The 18,896-nt window shown below is 31.0% G+C and carries 20 protein-coding genes and 1 tRNA gene; 8 read left to right on the top strand and 13 right to left on the bottom strand.

Annotated features, from left to right (window positions below; all coding sequences use genetic code 11):
• Window positions 1–12 precede the first annotated feature (12 nt).
• Window positions 13–621 (bottom strand): uridine kinase, encoded by a 609-nt coding sequence (gene udk, locus Q0828_RS18400; RefSeq protein ID WP_298424625.1) that lies wholly within the window; start codon window positions 619–621, stop codon window positions 13–15.
• Window positions 622–863: 242 nt separating this feature from the next.
• Between udk and Q0828_RS18395 the strand changes: the two genes are divergently transcribed.
• A tRNA-Pro gene (locus Q0828_RS18395) sits at window positions 864–938 on the top strand.
• 66 nt (window positions 939–1,004) lie between these two features.
• Here the strand turns inward: Q0828_RS18395 and Q0828_RS18390 are convergent.
• The 4 genes from Q0828_RS18390 to Q0828_RS18375 form a co-directional block, all read right to left on the bottom strand.
• A complete protein-coding gene (locus Q0828_RS18390) occupies window positions 1,005–1,466 on the bottom strand; it encodes a nuclear transport factor 2 family protein (RefSeq protein ID WP_298424622.1) in 462 nt (153 codons plus the stop codon).
• A gap of 3 nt (window positions 1,467–1,469) precedes the next feature.
• Complete coding sequence (locus Q0828_RS18385; RefSeq protein ID WP_298424619.1) at window positions 1,470–2,969, bottom strand: ankyrin repeat domain-containing protein; 1,500 nt, start codon at window positions 2,967–2,969, stop codon at window positions 1,470–1,472.
• Window positions 2,966–3,841, bottom strand: coding sequence for a CPBP family intramembrane glutamic endopeptidase (locus tag Q0828_RS18380; protein ID WP_298424616.1), 876 nt, complete (start codon window positions 3,839–3,841; stop codon window positions 2,966–2,968). Before Q0828_RS18380 ends, Q0828_RS18385 begins: the two co-directional genes overlap by 4 nt.
• 94 nt (window positions 3,842–3,935) lie before the next feature.
• Complete coding sequence (locus Q0828_RS18375; RefSeq protein WP_298424613.1) at window positions 3,936–4,988, bottom strand: helix-turn-helix domain-containing protein; 1,053 nt, start codon at window positions 4,986–4,988, stop codon at window positions 3,936–3,938.
• Window positions 4,989–5,094: 106 nt separating this feature from the next.
• Here Q0828_RS18375 and Q0828_RS18370 point away from each other — a divergent pair, with 106 nt between their 5' ends.
• The 3 genes from Q0828_RS18370 to Q0828_RS18360 are packed head-to-tail and all read left to right on the top strand — an operon-like array spanning window position 5,095 to window position 7,312.
• The gene (locus Q0828_RS18370; protein ID WP_298424610.1) at window positions 5,095–6,012 is read left to right on the top strand and encodes a hypothetical protein; all 918 of its coding nucleotides are present in this window, start codon (window positions 5,095–5,097) and stop codon (window positions 6,010–6,012) included.
• A gap of 5 nt (window positions 6,013–6,017) precedes the next feature.
• Window positions 6,018–6,491, top strand: a complete 474-nt coding sequence (locus Q0828_RS18365) for a YdeI/OmpD-associated family protein (protein ID WP_298424607.1) — start codon at window positions 6,018–6,020, stop codon at window positions 6,489–6,491.
• A gap of 32 nt (window positions 6,492–6,523) precedes the next feature.
• On the top strand, window positions 6,524–7,312 hold the full coding sequence (locus Q0828_RS18360) for a hypothetical protein (RefSeq protein ID WP_298424604.1): 789 nt from the start codon (window positions 6,524–6,526) through the stop codon (window positions 7,310–7,312).
• On the opposite strand, the gene Q0828_RS18355 is transcribed toward Q0828_RS18360, so the two are convergent.
• From Q0828_RS18355 to Q0828_RS18345, 3 genes are all read right to left on the bottom strand, one after another.
• Window positions 7,301–7,885 carry a TetR/AcrR family transcriptional regulator gene (locus tag Q0828_RS18355; RefSeq protein WP_298424601.1) on the bottom strand — a complete coding sequence of 195 codons (585 nt, stop codon included), beginning with the start codon at window positions 7,883–7,885 and terminating at the stop codon, window positions 7,301–7,303. The two genes, Q0828_RS18360 and Q0828_RS18355, sit on opposite strands and share 12 nt — an antisense overlap.
• 69 nt (window positions 7,886–7,954) lie before the next feature.
• Entirely contained in the window at window positions 7,955–8,803 is an 849-nt protein-coding gene (locus Q0828_RS18350) for a carboxypeptidase-like regulatory domain-containing protein (RefSeq protein ID WP_298424598.1), read from the bottom strand.
• Window positions 8,804–8,924: 121 nt separating this feature from the next.
• Entirely contained in the window at window positions 8,925–9,680 is a 756-nt protein-coding gene (locus tag Q0828_RS18345; RefSeq protein WP_298424595.1) for an SDR family oxidoreductase, read from the bottom strand.
• 152 nt (window positions 9,681–9,832) lie between these two features.
• Between Q0828_RS18345 and Q0828_RS18340 the strand changes: the two genes are divergently transcribed.
• The 4 genes from Q0828_RS18340 to Q0828_RS18325 all read left to right on the top strand — a co-directional run bounded on the left by Q0828_RS18340 (window position 9,833) and on the right by Q0828_RS18325 (window position 12,533).
• On the top strand, window positions 9,833–10,339 hold the full coding sequence (locus Q0828_RS18340; protein WP_298424592.1) for a hypothetical protein: 507 nt from the start codon (window positions 9,833–9,835) through the stop codon (window positions 10,337–10,339).
• Window positions 10,340–10,364: 25 nt separating this feature from the next.
• Complete coding sequence (locus Q0828_RS18335) at window positions 10,365–10,862, top strand: hypothetical protein (protein WP_298424590.1); 498 nt, start codon at window positions 10,365–10,367, stop codon at window positions 10,860–10,862.
• Window positions 10,863–10,877: 15 nt separating this feature from the next.
• Window positions 10,878–11,381: a MepB family protein gene (locus tag Q0828_RS18330; protein ID WP_298424587.1), complete on the top strand. Its 504-nt coding sequence runs from the start codon at window positions 10,878–10,880 to the stop codon at window positions 11,379–11,381.
• Window positions 11,382–11,456: 75 nt separating this feature from the next.
• Window positions 11,457–12,533: a DUF418 domain-containing protein gene (locus tag Q0828_RS18325; protein WP_298424584.1), complete on the top strand. Its 1,077-nt coding sequence runs from the start codon at window positions 11,457–11,459 to the stop codon at window positions 12,531–12,533.
• Between the two features lie 74 nt (window positions 12,534–12,607).
• Here the strand turns inward: Q0828_RS18325 and Q0828_RS18320 are convergent, their stop codons facing one another.
• The 5 genes from Q0828_RS18320 to Q0828_RS18300 form a co-directional block, all read right to left on the bottom strand.
• Window positions 12,608–14,824 carry a nitric-oxide reductase large subunit gene (locus tag Q0828_RS18320; protein ID WP_298424582.1) on the bottom strand — a complete coding sequence of 739 codons (2,217 nt, stop codon included), beginning with the start codon at window positions 14,822–14,824 and terminating at the stop codon, window positions 12,608–12,610.
• A gap of 2 nt (window positions 14,825–14,826) precedes the next feature.
• Window positions 14,827–15,552: an iron-sulfur cluster repair di-iron protein gene (ric, locus tag Q0828_RS18315; protein ID WP_298424580.1), complete on the bottom strand. Its 726-nt coding sequence runs from the start codon at window positions 15,550–15,552 to the stop codon at window positions 14,827–14,829.
• 75 nt (window positions 15,553–15,627) lie between these two features.
• Window positions 15,628–16,065 (bottom strand): Rrf2 family transcriptional regulator, encoded by a 438-nt coding sequence (locus tag Q0828_RS18310; RefSeq protein ID WP_298424579.1) that lies wholly within the window; start codon window positions 16,063–16,065, stop codon window positions 15,628–15,630.
• A 106-nt stretch (window positions 16,066–16,171) separates the two neighbouring features.
• On the bottom strand, window positions 16,172–17,509 hold the full coding sequence (locus Q0828_RS18305; RefSeq protein ID WP_298424577.1) for a HAMP domain-containing sensor histidine kinase: 1,338 nt from the start codon (window positions 17,507–17,509) through the stop codon (window positions 16,172–16,174).
• Window positions 17,510–18,880, bottom strand: coding sequence for a sigma-54 dependent transcriptional regulator (locus Q0828_RS18300; protein WP_298424575.1), 1,371 nt, complete (start codon window positions 18,878–18,880; stop codon window positions 17,510–17,512).
• Window positions 18,881–18,896: the final 16 nt, after the last annotated feature.

Below are 18,896 nucleotides of genomic sequence, written 5' to 3'. Positions count from 1 at the left end.
ATGTACTAAATATTAGGCTAATCGTTCGCTAATAATTGTTCTAACAATATCTACGGCAACTGTATTGTATCGATTGTTTGGAATGATGATATCCGCAAATTCTTTTGTTGGCTCAATAAATTGCTCGTGCATTGGTTTTAAAGTAGTTTGGTAACGCGCCAATACTTCGTTAATATCACGTCCACGTTGCGTTATATCGCGTTTAACTCTACGAATAAGACGTTCGTCAGAGTCGGCATGTACAAATATTTTAATATCAAACATTTTACGAAGTTCAGGATTTGTTAGGATCAAAATTCCTTCTACAATGATTACTTTTCGTGGTAATGTATGAATGGTGTCACCTGTACGATTGTGTTTTACAAATGAATATACAGGTTGATCAATTGCATTTCCTTTCTTTAATTCGGTTAAATGTTCGCAGATTAAATCGAAGTCAATAGATCGTGGATGATCGAAATTGATTTTTGTACGTTGTTCGTAATTTAAGTGTGATGTATCGTTATAGTAAGAATCTTGGGAAATGATTCCGACTTCGTTTTCGGGTAATTGTTTAATGATTTCGTTTACTACGGTAGTTTTTCCACTTCCTGTTCCGCCACCAATACCTATAATGAGCATATGTTATTCAGTTTTTTAGTCGTGGACAAAATTAAGTAAATTATTCATTTATTTTAGATAAAAGAGCCTAGATCGCTTCGTTGTTAGAATCAAGAAATTTGATTCATATAGAATTGATTGAAATTATTTTAAAAATAAACAGTTTTTGCTTTTGTGTTTCTAGAAAAGTCTTATATTTGCAATCCAAATTTTCGGGTGTAGTTGTAAATTCAATAGGAAATATAACTACAAAATTACACTTTCGGGGTGTAGCGTAGCCCGGTTATCGCGCCGCGTTTGGGACGCGGAGGTCGCAGGTTCGAATCCTGCCACCCCGACAAAAAAGCCTTGCATTTGCAAGGCTTTTTTTATGGAATATATTTTAACTTATTTTTTATAAAAACTTATTTAAGCTGTCTATACCCAGAAACATGCGAAGAAATCGCTTTCCAAATGGTGTCTTTTTTTATCAACACATTACTTGATTGATAGAAACTATATATTGAATCTTTGTATATATGTCCTGTTCCAGAAATAATAGCAGTTCCGTTTTTGTAAATATCTAGGCGTTTAATTTCATAGTGAAAAGAATCATGTTTTGTCGCATTATTTTTTATCCAATGGAGTTCATCTTTTTTCGTAAATCGATTCCCTGATCCATCAATAAATTCAAAACTTTCATCCAAAATTTGATCCAATAAAACGGTGTCTTGCTCTCTGTAGGCTTTTGCCCAAAGCACTTCTTTGATATGACGAAGTGTTTGTTTGTCTTTTACCGAATTTTGTGAATACGTTGCTTTTTTACTACAACTATTTATAAAAAAAGTTATCATTATAGTGAAACTAATTACTTTTAAAAAGTTCATATGTTATTCTTTTTTAAGGATGAATTTTACTTTTAGTTTTCCAAACCAAGTTGGTTTATTCCCGTTCGGATAGGTTTCGTCAAACATGATTAATTCTAAAAAGTCATTGTTAAATGCTACTCTGTAATACTGTTTTCCCCTTTCAAAACCTGGAACTTTAGCAATATCTGAAATAGTTGAGATCACTTTTTTATCTATTTGATAACTTCCTGTATTGAATACAATGGACTGAAACGCCTTTATAATTTCTTCTGTTACTGGTTTGGATAAATTTTGAAAAGGAGTACGTTTTTGCATTTGAGGATTATACATAAGCGCATAATTTTTAGAAGAAAATATAAAACGACCATGATCTTCTTCTTTTCTAATATATGTTGTGTCTGTATAGATGTAATGAATTTCTTTAATTTTCCATGAACCTACTAATGGATTTTTTTCTTGTTGTTTGTGTTTAATTAATTGAATAATTTCTTTTAAGTTGTAAAACTTTGCAACATCAAAGGCACTATATCTATTATCCAAGGCTTTGTATGTATAATCAGCGTTATGTGTTAATAGCAATTTTGCAAAATCTTTATGTTTATACCATAGTGCCCAATGTAGTGCAGAAGCATTATTGATACGATCTTTTGTATCTATAGAAGCGTTATTTTCAATCAGTAGTGAACCAATGGTAATATTTCCGTTGACTGCGGCACCAATTAAAGGCGTTAATTGATAGATTTTCCCTGCACTATTCGGATCAGCACCAGATTTTAATAACAAATCTACAATAGCTATATGCCCAAAACGAGCTGCCCACGCCAACGGTGTTTGTCCAACACGATTCATGGCATTAAGGTTTGTTTTATGTTCAATCAATAGTTTAACTAACTCATAGTTTCCTTGTTGCGCTGCAAGTTGCAATATGGGAGTTTCTAATGGATCTTTTGTGTTTGCTGAAATTCCTTTTTTGAGTAATTTTTTAGTAGAATTGATATCATTTTCAAGAATTGCAGTAATAAGTTTTTGTTCTTTTTTAGTCGTTAAACGAGCAATTTTAGTAGATTTAAATACATTTGAAACAGAATCGTGATGCCAAAGTCGAAAAGCAACATCTACAGCAGTTCCATGTTTGCTTTTTAAGAATAGATCTGCTTTTTTTTCTATTAGTAGTTTCATGACAGGAATCTTTCCAGAAAATGCCGCCCAATTCAATGCATGATCGTTGTTTTTATCTATTGCGTTAATTTTTGCGCCGTTTTCTAGTAATAGTTTGCAAATTTCAATATTTCCAATAGAAGAGGCGTACATTAAGGCAGTTCCTTGTAAACCTGTTGTTTCGTGAAGATTTATATTTGCACCTTTTTGAATGAGTTGTTTAACCTTCTCAACATTATTCTCAGAAACAGCCGTGATTAATGGTGTTTTTCCGTTTTCGTTGTGTGTGTTTACATTTTCTTGTGCAGCGCAAATTGTTAGTGTAAATAATATGATAATGCTGTATATATGATATTTTTTCATGATGATGTATGTGTAGTTTTCTTTTTTATTTTGAACCAAAAAATCAGCGCAGTAAGCAACCAAAGTGTTGTCCAAATAAAATCATTTATTGGACGATTTATAGAAGTTTCTATAAATGCTGTATTGGAAACATCAGAGCTGATATTGAGTGCGCCATGAAAAACAATAGCAATCCAGATGACATTTTTTCGATTCATGGCAATTCCGAACACAATAGAGAAAAGTGTACATAATATTGGCATTAAAATAAAACCACCAAGAATAGGATATTCTGGGTAGTTATGTCCTTGTAGAATAGCTGGTAGATGCCACAATCCCCAAATGATACCTATTATTATAAATCCTTTGATATTGTTTTTTGGAGCCCATTTTTGTTGTAGATAACCACGCCATCCGTATTCTTCACCTAAAGCAAAAACTAAGCTGTATAGCAATGCGCCAATGAAATAAGAGAGAAGATAATTCCCAATAAATACATACCAAGGTTGTGTTGCAGCTCCAAAAATCATACTTACACCTTTAATACTAACGTTGCCATTTTCAAGAGAAATAAAACCTTCCTTAAGTTCAGCAGCATCAAAAAATATGGTAAGTAGCAGTGTTGAAACTTCTATAATAAGCGGTACAAAAACTGCTATAAATAACCACTTCCAATCTTTTATTGGATTCCAAGATATGCCTTTGAACAAACCTTCTTTGTAATATAATCGCATGATGATTGCCGCAAATGCAGGAATCCACATGAGAAGTAATGTCCAAGCAGAATCACTTGAATTATCATTAAATATAAAATAATATGGAATGAAAGAAAGTAGCATGACTAGCATACAAAATTGCCAGCCTTTTTTGTGTAAATTGAAAATTGATTTCATAAAAAAATGATTGATAAATGATGTTTCAAATGTCAAATCATTTCTATGAAAATTGGTAAAAAAGCAGTTTGATTTTGTTAAGATTAATTATTGTTTACACATTATTTTCTTTCCGAAACTTGGAAGGTGTTGTGTTTGTGAACTTTGAGAAAGCTTTATAAAACGTAACTTTATTGTTAAATCCTGCTTCTTCAGCAATGACTTCTATTTTATAATGTTTAAATTTTTCGTCTTTTAATAATTGTTTGGCAAAAACGATACGATGTTTGTTTACATAATCATTAAAATTCTCTTTAATATGTTCAGAGAATGTTCGTGAAATGTATTGTGATTTGGTCTGCAGTTTTTCAGCTAACTGATCAACCGACAGATTATTTTGAAGGTAACTTTTCTCTTTTGAAAATAATTTTTCAAGCTGTTGCCGAATAGTCTTCATTTCTTGAACACTCAAACTTGAACTTTGATATTTAGCTTTGAATGTTTTAAAAAATTGTGGATCACGATATAAAACAAACACAATTATAAAAATGAAGAGATTACTAAATATATAATACCATTTAAAATCGAGCCAACTATTAGCAAAGAGAGTGAATAGTGAAATTACAATATTGGCGATTATAAATATTAAGGCAATTCCCGAAAGGTAAAAAAGCACATTGGTATTGAGTTTTTCTTTATTTTTTTTAACAAAAAAAATTAAGAATACTGCATAGACAAGTTGATGCGCAGCTCTAAAATAGTTTGCTGGCATAATGCGTTCCATAAAGAAATTGACATCGTGTGACAATTCATATTTACGTTCAAAAGATGAAAGCGTGTAATCAATCAGCATTAGATTGATTATAACTAAAGGAATTAAGTGCAATAGGTCTTTTGTTGTTAATTTTGTTTTTGGCTGAACAGTTGTTTTGAAATGAAACCATAGTAACGGACCATATAAAACTCCCGCGGAATGATAGAAGAAACCATAAATTTCGGGCACCGCCAACGAAATATTTGTCGTTCCATAAATGAAATAACAAATCTCTAAACAAAATAAAACTGCATATACTGCTAGTGATCTATTCTTTAATCCATTTGCATAGAAAAATAAACCACCTGCAATAAATAATGTAAATAAGGCTTGAATGAAAAGTGCTAAATACAAATTTGAGTTTTTTATCGCTTAAATTTACTATTTTGATTTTGAATTTTTAAACTAAGAATACTAAAAAATCAATATCTTAGATCACTTTAAAAATTAATCATTTGATATGAAAATAAAATTAGTATTCGTTTGTTTATTTTTTCTAATAGTAGCTTGTGGAAATGAGCCCAAAAAAGCTGAACCTATTAACGAAGATGAAGAAACTGTTGATCAAACGATTGAAGAATTTGTTGATGAAGGAAAAAAGAGTTCGGAGAAAAAGTCACTTACAATTGATGAAAAAATAAATATCATAAAAGATAATTTTAAAATAATTAAAAGTCAAATTTCTAACTATGAGAAAAAAGAACAAAATGATGATGTTGGCGGAGGTTTTATAGGAAGAGAAGGATATTTTGACGCAGGAGTTCCTCGAAAGATAAAACATGGGGATTATGGAGAGCATGGTTCAAAAGCAACAACTTTTTACTTGCATGATAATAAGTTATTTTTTGTACTTGAAGAAGAGTTCAGCGAGGAAACTATGCGCGGACCATATACAAAAAAGGAGACACGCTTTTATATTTATGAGAATGAAGTAATTCGTGTATTAGAAAAAAAGAGAACAGTAGTTTCTGGAGTAGTAGATATTGAAAATGCAAAAAATAAAGATGTAACAGAACAATGGAAATCAAAATCAAATGTAGTTTCAGCGTTTGAAAAAATACTTCGTGATACTAGTGTATCTTTGATTAATGTAAAATCTGTTAGTTTGGACAATGGACGTTGGATTAGTAAAGAAGATCCAAGCACAGGAATAGAGTTAAAAAATGGAAAGTTGATCATGTTTCATAAAAGTGCAGAAACGACCACTAGTAATACATATTCGTATGAACTTACCGAGCACGAAGGTGTAGAGTATATGACCTTAATAAAAGATACAGGAGAAGAGCTTAAATATTCAATATTAGAATATACAGATGAAATTTTTGTAATCAGTTATTTGGCACGTGGAAATAGATTAACCTATGTAAAAGAAAAGTAATGTAAATGATTCATAAAGGAGAACAAACTATTAAAAAGAGTGGAAGTTATTATCATTTGGAAGTTGTTGCTGAAATTGTAAATCAATTAGAGAAAAAACACAAAACACGTTTAATATGTACTATAGATGATACGGTAAGCCTGAATTGTGGTTTGAATCATTTAGGTAATGGAAACTACTATATCATGGTTGCCAAACGCTATATAAAGGCGTTGGATAAAGACGAACATGATATGGTTTCATATACATTAAAAGAAGATCCAAATCCGCTTGGTGTTGAAATTCCAGAAGTATTAGAAGCTTTTTTGGCACAAGATGAAGATGGAAAAAGCATCTTTGATCAATTGACAGATGGACGTAAACGAACGTTAATTTTCTCTATTTTACGAATCAAAAACTTTGACAAGCAAGTACAAACCATTCAAAATTTCTTAATAACTGAACACGATAAAATTCAAGCAAAGAATAGTAAGTGGTAACAATTTAGTGCATATGCGTACTAATTTCATATATGACAGAATTTACAGAACGATATAAAAAGTTGTCAGATAGAGAATTATTAGCAATACTTGCTGATGCTTCCAGTTACCAACCAATTGCAGTTGAAACGGCAAAGAAAGAATTGACTTCTCGACAACTTACAGAAGACCAATTAAAAAGGTTAGAGACTCAAAATGAAATAGAAAAAAAACAAAAAGAAGCACAACTCCAAAAGCGAAAAGAAGAAAACGAAATCTTAAAAAATGATTTCTTCGCTTTATTAGCAATTGTAAATCCTTTTGCAAAACAGCTTGAAGTACACGAAAAACAAATTCGCTTCATCAGCTGTATTTTTGTCGCTATTGCTATATGCGCATTAGTTTTAAACTATACATTAATAGGGTTTTATTTAGAAGATCTTTTTAATGGAAAAATAGGAGTAGAACTAATACTCTATTTTGTTAATATAATTTCAATTGTTTTAGGAGCTATTTTGTTTTGGAAACGTACTACATTAGGTTGGATTTTAATGACATTTTATCTTGCTACAGCATTAGCAGGGGTAGTCTGTTCATTTATTTATCATCTAACTTCACCAGCTAAACAGTATTATACCATTATAGATGATGCTGTTATGCCAACTAGTATTGTTGGAATGTATATTATTGGAGCAATTTTCTTCGGAGCTAATTTATATGTATTACTGAAAGAAAAAGTAAAAAATGTTTTTAAAATAGACAAGACAATAGCTGTTTTAACAATATTTTTAGCAGCAGGAATTCAAGCGACGCTTTGGTTTGCCCTGTTTTTACGAATCTAACAATGTCAATACAGTATCTACAGAAGCTAATAACTCTTCTTCATTTGTATCTGTTTTTGATACAATTTTAATTCCATTGAAAAAAGTGTGTAGGAGTGAAGCTAGATTCTTTATGTTTTTTGTTGCTGAAATTTCCCCAGAAGCTACGCCTATTTTTAGAAAATTTTCAAAAACACCAATCATAAATGTTTTATTTTCTTGAATTACAGCTAAAATCTTTTCATCATTCGGAACCATTTCTGTAGTAACATTTATAACAAAACAACCTTTGCGTTCAGTATCGCAAACGGCTTCTGAAATTCCATGCTGAAACAATCTACGGAAACCTTCTTTTACACTTTCTTGACTTTCTAAGAATGCTTGTAATTGTTTTCTATTTACAGTTCTGTAATGTTTAAAAGCGCTATCAAACAATTCTTTCTTTCCTCCATAAGTATCATAAATACTTGCACGATTGATGCCTAAGTAATTCACCAAATCTTGCATAGATGTTGCGTGAAAACCATTGCGCCAAAAAAGACACATTGCTTTCCCTAGCGTTTCCTCTTCATTAAATTTTTTAACTCTTGGCATACATTTAAAATTGTAGAGACCGTAAAAACAATCGCTACAAAAGTACATATATTCTATATATGATTTAAATTAGTTTGACAACTCAATATTGAGAGCGATATTTTTGTTCTTTTTTGCAAATTTCTTTAACTGTTTTGGCTGTATCCATTTTCCTCCATAACTCAACCAAGTATTTTTTTCTTTACTTCGTTTTTCCATTCCAATTCCAGGTTCTAATACATTGGACATATATTTAGAATTAAATATATTTTGTTTAAGATTTAAGCGATCAACCACGATAAAAAGTCCATTTTCAGGAAATAGTAACTCTTTGTCACTTACATCAATTGTAATTTCATTTTTTCCACTATTTGTTTCTAATATAATATATGAACTCAAGCGTCTGTCCGTAGGGTTTCCATCTTTATCAGCTTCAATCAAATGCACTCTAAATTTTACTTTTTCTAAGGAAGATGCTGTGACTAAAGATATTTTTTTGACAAAAGTATTTTGCTTGTACTCTTTTTTATATTCATAAAATCGAGCAAATGAATAATGTCCATTGAGATAAAACATATTAATATCATTATAATCTTTATAAGAACTAAGTGATATTGTTTTGGTGTTTTTTGCTTTGGTAATTACAACTTCATCTAGCTGAATTTCCTGAGGATCTAGCTTGATTATATTTCTCTTTTTAGCTAGAAACTCTATTTTTTCATATCCTAGATAAGAAACTAATAATGTATCTCCTACTTTTCCTTTTTCAAGTTCAAAGTTTCCATCTCCATCTGTAGTACTTCCTTTTAAGGAATTTTTCACCCAAACATTCGCAAATACTATAGGAGCGCCTGTTTTGCTATTTGTTAAATTACCTGATATTTGACTAAAACTTAGATTTGAAATAAAAATAATTAAGATAAACTGTATTCTTCTCATAATCGTTGTTAACGTTAGAAGTATGAGTTTATTTTAAAATGATCTTTTTTTTAGCTGATTTATATAAAAATAGACTAACTATTTCCTCTGATTGATCAAAGGAAACAGTTAGTTGGGTATTCTAACTTAATAAAGGATTCACATTCATTCCTCCATCTACATTATATTCACTTCCAGTAATGAATGAAGCTTCGTCAGAAGCTAAGAAAGCTACCAAATTAGCAATATCTTCTGGTTGCCCAAATCGTTTTAATGGAACACGTTGTTGCATTACTTGTGCTAAACCATTTATTTGCTCTTCAGACATTCCTGTTTTTCCGAAAATTGGAGTTTCTGTTGGTCCTGGATTAATAGCGTTGACACGAATTTTCCTTGGAGCTAACTCAGTTGCAGCCGTTCTTGTAAACGAATTTAAGGCAGCTTTTGTAGCGGCATAAATTGCCGTATTTGGCATTCCTGTGTAGGCATTAATCGAAGATAAATTAATAATTGACGCACCATCATTCAAAATTGGTAAAAACTTTTCTGTCGTAAAAACGGCACCTTTAAAGTTAATTCCAAATTGAGCATCATATATTTCTTCTGTAATTTGTCCAATTGGCGCTGGAATAAAAATTCCTGCATTTACAAATAAAACATCTACATTTCCATGTGATTCTTTTACTTGGTTTACTAAATTATCAATCGCGCTAAGCGAAATAACATCAGCAACAATTCCTGTAACGCCTAATTCGGCAGCTGCTTTTCCAACACGTTCTTCAGACCTACCTGTGATAATTACGTTTGCGCCTCTTGCTTTTAACTTTGCTGCGGAAGCATAACCAATTCCACTATTTCCTCCTGTAACTACAGCAACTTTTCCTTGTAATGTATTCATTTTAATATGTTTTTTATGATTAAATTTGTTTTAGAACGATCGTTCCGAATGCAAATATATGAATAACAGAATGATCATTCCAAATAAAAAAATATTTTTTTGATTATATTTAAAAACTAGTTAAAATTGATAATTCTAGTGAAACTCCACAAATGGCAAAATTTTACAAAGCACAAACTCCAAAAGTCTTTTTGAAAACATTAAAACGTGTTCACAGTTTTTTATTTTTTTTGACGGTTGCTTTTTTTCTATTTAGTATTTGGGCAATGCAATTAATATTTGAAGTGTTAACAATTGAGAATGATATCATACTAATTAGCGTAGCAGTATTGTTAACAATATGTCTAGTAGTAGAAAAAGCTCTTTTTAATTTACGATTAAAAAGGGGTTGGAAAGATCATTCATTAAAAAGTAAAGTTTTGAAATATTACAAAATAACTGCTGATCGTTATTTGATAATTTCATTAATAATTTGTTTTTCAATAATGATTTCTTTTGTGGTGAATGTTTCTATTTATCTCTCATTTTCAATTCTATTATTGATTTATTATTATAAATTACGTGTTTCGGAACAGAAAGCTGTTTCAGATTTAAATTTGCAAAGAGAATTCTTAGATCAATTCAATAAGTTTGATGAAGAATTACCTGAAAATATATAAGTCATTCATTAAAAAATATTTAACTATGCGCCAATCTTCACAAGAATTAACACCAAATAAGTTTGTTCAAACACTCACCATCATTTACATGGCATTGTTAAGTGGTTTATTATTTTTTGTCGCTATTATTTTTTTTCAGTTCGATGGAGGAATGACACCAACGTTTGATACTAGTGATACATTATTATTAGTGTACCCAATTATTGCTATTGGAGCCGTTTTGGGAAGTCAAACAATTTTTAAGAAGTTACTTACTGCTGCTGAAAGCAAACCAGGTTTAAAAGCAAAACTTGCGAGTTATCAAACGGCTTCAATCATCAAGTTTGCTATTATTGAAGGTCCTGCGTTTTTTGGAATCATACTTTCTATGATTACAGGAAATACAGCATTTATAGCAATAGCAGGTGTTTTGATAATCTACTTATTATTACAGAAACCATCACGTAGTAAAGTTGAAAGTGAATTAAATTTACGTGGAGATGATCGAAATCAATTCAATCGTTTTGATGAAGAAATTAATTAAGAACAGATTAATATTATGGAACAAAAATTACCATTTCACATTGCAAAAGTGAAACAACTCATATATGATATATGTGAATTTAAATTTTTTAATTTTCACGAAAGTGAAGAAAGTAAAGAATATGAAGCTTGTATATTTCAGCTTGAAGCTCTTCAAATCATTTCCAGAACAGCAAAAATTACCCCTAAAAAAGTTGGACAGTTTGTAACTGTTTGGAAACGAAATTCAGCAGGAATCACAACACCTTTTCATGAATCAGATCCGTTTGACTTCATTGTGGTTAATGTTAAAAAAGGTACACATTTTGGTCAATTTGTATTCCCGAAATCTGTACTAATTCAAAAACGAATTGTAGCTACCGTGAATAAAGATGGAAAACGAGGAATTCGTGTGTATCCACCATGGGATTTGCCAATAAGTAAACAAGCCATTAAAACGCAAACGTGGCAATTACACTATTTTCTTGCGATTTCTGTAGACACAAATGATGTAAAAAGTATCAAGGAACTATATTTTTAAAGATTTTAAAAAAAATTGTGCAACTCTTCTTTTCTTTTTTTGTCTATATGGTATAAAATCGATTAAAAGGTATGTATGAAAAATAGAATCATTGGAATTGATGTTGCAAGAGCTTTGGCTATTATGGGGATGATTCTTGTGAACTTCAAAATGATTTTTGGACAAGATGGAAACTATTGGTTACAAAGTATCGTTTCCATTTTTGAAGGAAAAGCAGCAGCTTTATTTGTAATTTTAGCAGGAATTGGTATAGCATTTATGACTAATAAAGCGATCAATACTAATGATGAAATTAAATTGCGTTTAGCGCGAATAAAAATTATCAAAAGAGCTCGTTTATTATTCATTCTTGGGCTTTCCTTTATTATTATTTGGCCAGCAGATATTCTACACTTTTACGGAATATACATGTTGTTTACACTACTATTTTTAAAAGGGAAAACACATCAAATTATTTTAGGGATTCTTGGGTTTTTATTATGCTATCCAGTATTAATGTTTTTTATAGAATATGATACAGGTTGGAATTTTAAAGATTATTCATATACAGATTTTTGGACTATAAATGGTTTTATTAGAAACCTATTTTATAATGGATTTCATCCAGTAATTCCTTGGACTAGTTTTATGTTATTGGGTTTGTGGTTTGGAAGACAAGATTTAAACAACGAAAAATTTATCAAGAAAACATTTTTTGTTAGTATACTTATTGTCATAGGAATGCAGTTATTTTCAAAAATATTAATTAGTATACTCTCAGGTGGAAATGAAACAATAGTTACAGAATTAGCGCCGGTTTTGGGCACAAGTCCAATGCCTCCATTACCAATATATATGGTTTCATCTAGTAGTGTTGCCCTGTGTGTTATTTGTAGTTGTATTTGGTTTGCTAAGCGAATGCAACGTGGTTTAGTTATTAAGGTCTTACAAAGCACAGGGCAATTAGCATTAACATTCTATGTTGCACATGTAATTATTGGAATTGGCGCTGTTGAATTAATATCAACTACTGAATTAGGAATGTTTTCTATAGAATTCTCTTTTATTTATGCAATCATATTCAGTATACTTTGTATGGTATTTGCCATCATTTGGACACGTTATAATAAGCAAGGTCCTTTGGAATGGGTTTTACGAAAGTTAACTTCTTAACCTACATCATAAAAAACACTGTTCATATCAACATGAACAGTATTTTTACTTTTAAAAAATAATTTCTAATTCGATTATTTCTTTTTTATACAATTCAAAGTTTCTTTTACGACAAACCAAGAGAAACAAACAATTCCTACAGAGAACACAATATCACCAATAATACGCAACCATTTCAAGGTTTGTACTGTTGGACTGTATAATAATTCAGAGTCTCTTGCGTATGAATATCCTTCATTAATTGAAGTATACGCTTGAATAATTCCAACAGGCAGTAGACTTAAAACGACCATTAAGATCAATCCGGTGTTTAAAAACCAAAAAGCATTTTTGATCAATTTTTCATTCCATAATTCTGTTGAATAAAAACGTAAACAGATTAAAATGAAGCCCATTCCTAGCATTCCATAAACACCAAATAATGCGGTGTGTGCGTGTACGGCTGTTGTGTTTAGCCCTTGAATATAGTACAATGCAATTGGCGGATTAATTAAAAACCCGAATACACCTGCACCAATCATATTCCAGAAAGCAACGGCAATAAAGAAGAAAATAGGCCATTTGTAACGTTGAATCCATTCGTTTTCTTTTAATAGATTCCAGTTCTCTCTAATTTCAAACCCCATTAATGTCAATGGTACAACTTCCAAAGCACTAAATGTAGCACCTAAAGCAATTGCTTGTACAGGTGTTCCTGAATAGTATAAATGGTGTAGTGTTCCTATAATTCCTCCAGTTAAAAAGATGCTTGCGGACGCAATAGACGTTTTTCCAGCAGTTTTCATTGAAATCACTTTCATACGTGAAAATATATAAGCAATAATTACTGTAGCAAAAACCTCAAAGAATCCTTCAACCCATAAATGAACCAACCACCAACGCCAGTAATTAATCACTGGAAGCGAACTGTTTTCACCATACATTAAACCAGAAAAGAAAAACATTCCAATCGCTATGACAGCAATTAATAAAATGATCAATAAATGTTTAGAATCATCTTTTTTACGAATTCCATACAGCACATGTCTTCCAACCATTAGTACCCACAAAACAAGTCCAATTCCTAAGAATATTTGCCAAAAACGCCCTAAATCCATGTATTCGTATCCTTGATGTCCAAAAAAGAAGTTGGTTGTTAAATCTAAAAATTGATGTACTCCTAACCATTCTCCAAGCATGGAACCTAATACAATAATGAGTAATGCAACAAACAAAAAATTAATTCCAAATACTTGATATTTCATTTCTTTGTTGCTAATCATTGGTGCTAAAAATAATCCTGTAGCCAACCATGTTGCTGCAATCCAAAAAACGGCTAATTGTGTATGCCAGGTTCGTGTTATAGAATAGGGAAGAACTTCAGATAAATTAAATCCAAAAAAAGCTTGTCCTTCAACTGTGTAATGAACCGTAATAATTCCGAGTACTACTTGTAATACAATTAGTAAAGTAATGACTAAAAAATATTTTAAGACAGCTTTTTGCGATCTAAAAAGTGGCATATTTTTTAACGGATCTAACCTCAATTTTGTAACCGCTTCTCCTTTTTCATGATTTCGAACGTAGTAATAGGTTAGTAAACCAATGAAAAGTAGTAGTAACACTACTGAGAATCCTGACCAAATTTGAGAATCTGACGTAATAGTATTGTTAATCAGCGGTTCATGCGGCCAATTGGATGTATACGTATAGTCTTTATCTGGTCTATTTGTACTTGCAGCCCAAGAAGTCCAAAATAGAAAAGCATTTAGTTTGCGTAACTTATCTTTGTCGGTAAGTGCTCCTTTTGGAATAGCATATTGTTCATGACCTTCTGAAAATATTGATGAATAATATGCTGCGTTTTTTGCAATTGCTAATTGTCGTTCTTTAGAAAGTTCAATGGTTTTTGTTGTTGGGTTAAATGTATTAGTTTTTACATCGTTGACCAATCGAGCTTTAATAGCAGCTTGTTTTTCTACATCTAATTCATCATATGGTAAGTTAAAATCTTTCTGTGACCAATGATTTAATAAAAAGATGGCTTCTTTGTGAATCCAGTCAGCCGACCAATCGGGTGCTACATAACTTCCATGTCCCCAAATAGAACCAACTTCCATTCCGCCAATAGATTCCCATATGTTTTGCCCTTCTTGTATATCCGCTTTCGTGTATATAACTTCTTGGTTACCTTTTACCGTAACCAAATCAGGAATTGGTGGTTGTGTTTGATAAATTTCTGTTCCTACCCAAATTAAGGCGATAAATGAGAGGACAACTACAGAGATAAATCCTATCCAAATTTTCTTCATTACTATTTGTTATTTAATGTTTGTTCAGTTTCAATGGCTCTTTTAAAGAGAATATTATTTTCTAAATGAATGTGTTTGTGTAAATCTTCTTCGAAGTCTTTCAGCAAAGCAAAAGCAACTTTGTATGAGTTACAAGCATCTTTAGGAGGTGTGTAATTGTTAGATAACGCTGCGATTTTTCGAAAACGTTCACCTTCATCATCATGTTCATCATGCATCATGTGTATCGGATTTTTGATACTTCCGAATGGAGGTGTAGTAAGTGTTGTTTGTGTTTTTTTAGCTAGGGCAATTTTTTTGATGAATGGAAAAAGAATCAATTCTTCTTTCTTCATGTGTTTCGTTAAATCGCCAGCACTTTCGTTAAACAGTGATTGAATTTCTAATAATTCAGGATGTTTATCACCGTGAACCTTGCAGATTTTATTTAAGTAAAGCTGAATTTCTGGAATTTGTTTTTCTACATATGTATGGTGATTTTGATAAATGTAATCAGTCATAAAATCGAGCTCCCAATTTTGATAATCTTCCCGATTTGAAGTATCAGTTACAGTCATTAAGATCTCAGATAGTAGGAATTCCCAATCCAATTTTTTTTCTGCGGAAACTTCAATAATTGTTCTATTACCATTACAGCAAAAGTCAATATTATGATTTTTAAATATAGTTGCGGTTTTATAATTATCAGCAACTATATCACTTACTAACGTGTTTTTGTTGATATCCATTTGTATTGTTTTTAGTGCATTATTTTTTATAAAATATAAAAGGATCTTTTTATCCTTTATTAGTTTAAATTTTTTTTATGTCTTCAGCCAGAAAACATTCTTTTCAGTATCCGTAAACAAAATATCATGTAAAGTGTTTTCTTCTAACATCTTTTTTAGATTATTTCTAATTTCAATAAATTTAAAATGGAGTGGGCAAGGAGATTTGTCATCACATTGTTTCAAACCTAATCCGCAACCTGTATAAATTTTATCTCCATCTAAAATTTGCACTATTTCACTGAGTGTAATTTCTTTTAAGCGATATTCTTCAATCATAAAACCACCATATGGACCTTTTATCGAAGTCACGATGTTGTTTCTCGTAAGTATTTGTAAAATTTTAGCAGTGAATGCTTCAGGAGAATTTATAGCACTTGCAATAGTTTTCAATCCAACTTTCGTTTGTAAAGTAGATTGTTCTGCTATAAAAATAACAGCGCGTAAACCATATTCGCAAGATTTTGAAAACATATTCATGATATTTTATGTTGCAAAGATATAAGTATTTTTTATAAAAGATAAAATTATCCGTTATAAAATTTAGAATTTAATTTTCTAAGAGTAATAAGTCTAGAATTTATATTTCTAAAGTATTCTCAAAACTTAGCTTAAATGTTGTCAAACCATTTTCAGAAGTGAAGAAAATATTTCCATCATGCGCTTCTACAATACTTTTTGTAAGTGTTAAGCCAATTCCAGAACCATCTTTTCGAGTGGTAAAGTACGGGATAAAGATATTTTTCTGAATCTTTTTAGAAATTCCTATTCCATTATCTGCAATTGTTAAATGAATACGATTTTGATTTGTTGTCAAATTGATGGTTATTGCAGGTTGTTCAATACTTTTTAACGCATACATGCAATTGGAAATCAGGTTAATAATTACCTGTTCGAGTTGTTGCTTGTCAGCAAGAATTAAAACGTTTTCTTCTCGTTGAAAATGTAAACTGATATTATTTTCTTTGAATTCTTGTGAAAATAAATCTAATGTATGCTTGATGGTTTCTGTAAAATTTATCTCTTTACGATCGGGCAACGGCAATTCTGATAATTGACGATAGGTATTCACAAAATTGTTTAAGTGTAATGAACGCTTTTTGATGATTTGTAAACCTTGTGATAATTCTTCCATAGTATCTTCGTCGGGCTCATCTTGCAAGAGTGAATCTAAGTTTTCTGCCAAACTTGTAATTGGTGTAATTGTATTGATAATTTCATGAGACATTACTGTCATCAATTTATACCACGATTCTTTTTCTTTCTTATCAATCAATTGTTGAATAGTTTCCATCGTCACAATCAAATATTCAAATTCATTGGTGTGCGTTACAGAAGCTTTTAAGAAAAATGATTCCACTTGATCGTTTACAGTTAATGAAATTGTATGTTTAACACGTTTCCACTTTTTAGTATCAATAATTGTTACCAAAGGCGTAATTTTCTCTTTTAGTAATGCCCATTTATAAAATTTCGGAATCTTAAAAAAGTCTACAAAAGCCTTATTTAACTGAAAAACTTCAATATGTTCATCATTATCTTTTCTTAGAATCAATACACCAATACTTAAACTTTCAATAATATTAGTAAAGATCAATTGTTCAGAGCTATGTTGCTGACTTTTGATGCGATATTTCTTTTGAAGTGCAGCCGTTTTTGCGTGTAAACTATTGGAGCGCTTCTCAACCGAAATCATATTAGAAAAATCGTCATGTAACAAACAATCTATCGTTTTTTCTACATTAACAAAGAGTTTTTTCAAATAATCAAAACATAAAAATGCTTGAAATATTAATAACAAACTAAAACCAAAACCATTGATAATATATCCGTATTGGAAAAAATAAAAGATTAAAATCGAGTTGATCGAAATCAAAAAAATACGAATGCAGAGTTGAATGTATACTTTTTTTCCCATTTACAATTGGTGTTTTTCTAAACGTCTGTACAAAGCAGCTCGCGTTAAACCTAAATCTTTTGCAGCTTTGGAGATATTTCCATGATGTTTGTCCATCGCTTGTTGAATCAACATTTTTTCAGTTTCCTCTAAGTTAAGTGTTGTTGCTGTATTTGTAGTTACTTTTCTAGCAGAAAAATGTAAATCTTCAGGTTCAATACTTGTATTATCTGTAATAATAACGGCGCGTTCAATAATGTGTTCTAATTCGCGAATATTTCCTGGCCAGTTGTAATTTTTTAACGCAGTTAATGCAGCGCCTGATATAGATGTAAGCTGTTTGCGATAACGCTGATTTAGTTTTTTAAGAAAATGAATTGCTAATACTTCTATATCTTCTACACGATCGCGTAAAGGAGGCAATTGCAATTCTATGGTGTTAATTCTGAATAATAAATCTTGTCGGAAGGTTTGCTCGTTCACCATTTCATGAATTGGCGCATTGGTTGCACAAATAATTCTGGCATCAATTGGACGTTCATTTCCTTCACCCAAACGCGTTACTTTTCTATTTTGAATAACTGTTAACAATTTTGATTGTAAGTGTAATGGCAAATTTCCTATTTCATCTAAAAAAATGGTTCCTCCAGCAGCCAATTCAAAACGTCCTAAGGTATCTTTTTGTGCATCTGTAAACGCTCCTTTTGCATATCCGAACAATTCACTTTCGAATAAGTTTTCATTCAACGCACCTAAATCAACATGAATAAAAGGATGATTTTTACGATTGGATTGCAAATGAATTTCCTTTGCAAATACATACTTTCCAGTTCCATTTTCACCTAAAATCAACACATTTGCATCTGTTGGCGCTACTTTTTGAACCAAACCAATTGCTTTTTTCATGGCAACAGAGTTCCCAATAATATGTTCAGTTTGTTGATGGAAATCTTTATCAAGTCGTTCCTGAACTGTTTCAAGTTGTGTAGTTTTTCGTTTCGATCGAGCTAACTCTACACCAGCATTTACAATACCGTATAACTTTTCAGTATTCCAAGGTTTTAGAATAAAATCGGTTGCACCTTTTTTAATAGCTTCTACTGCTAAATGTACATTTCCAAAAGCTGTCATGAGAATTACCGTAGTTTCTGGGCTAACCTTTTTTATATATTGTAGCCAATACAAACCTTCTTTTCCATCTTCAAATCCAATACGATAATTCATATCAAGTAAAACTACATCAAAGGTTTTTTCGGTAAGATGGTTTCCAATCTTTTTAGGATTATTAGTCGTAACGATTTCTGTAAAATATTTCTTTAAACTGATACGTGCAGAAAATAAAATATCGTCGTCGTCGTCCACAATTAATATAGAAGCTTCTTTTTTTCTCATAGTACATAGTTAGTAA

Origin of the sequence: uncultured Kordia sp., from assembly GCF_947496985.1 — a bacterium.
GTDB lineage: Bacteria > Bacteroidota > Bacteroidia > Flavobacteriales > Flavobacteriaceae > Kordia.
This window is presented reverse-complemented; position numbering and strand designations above follow the sequence as displayed.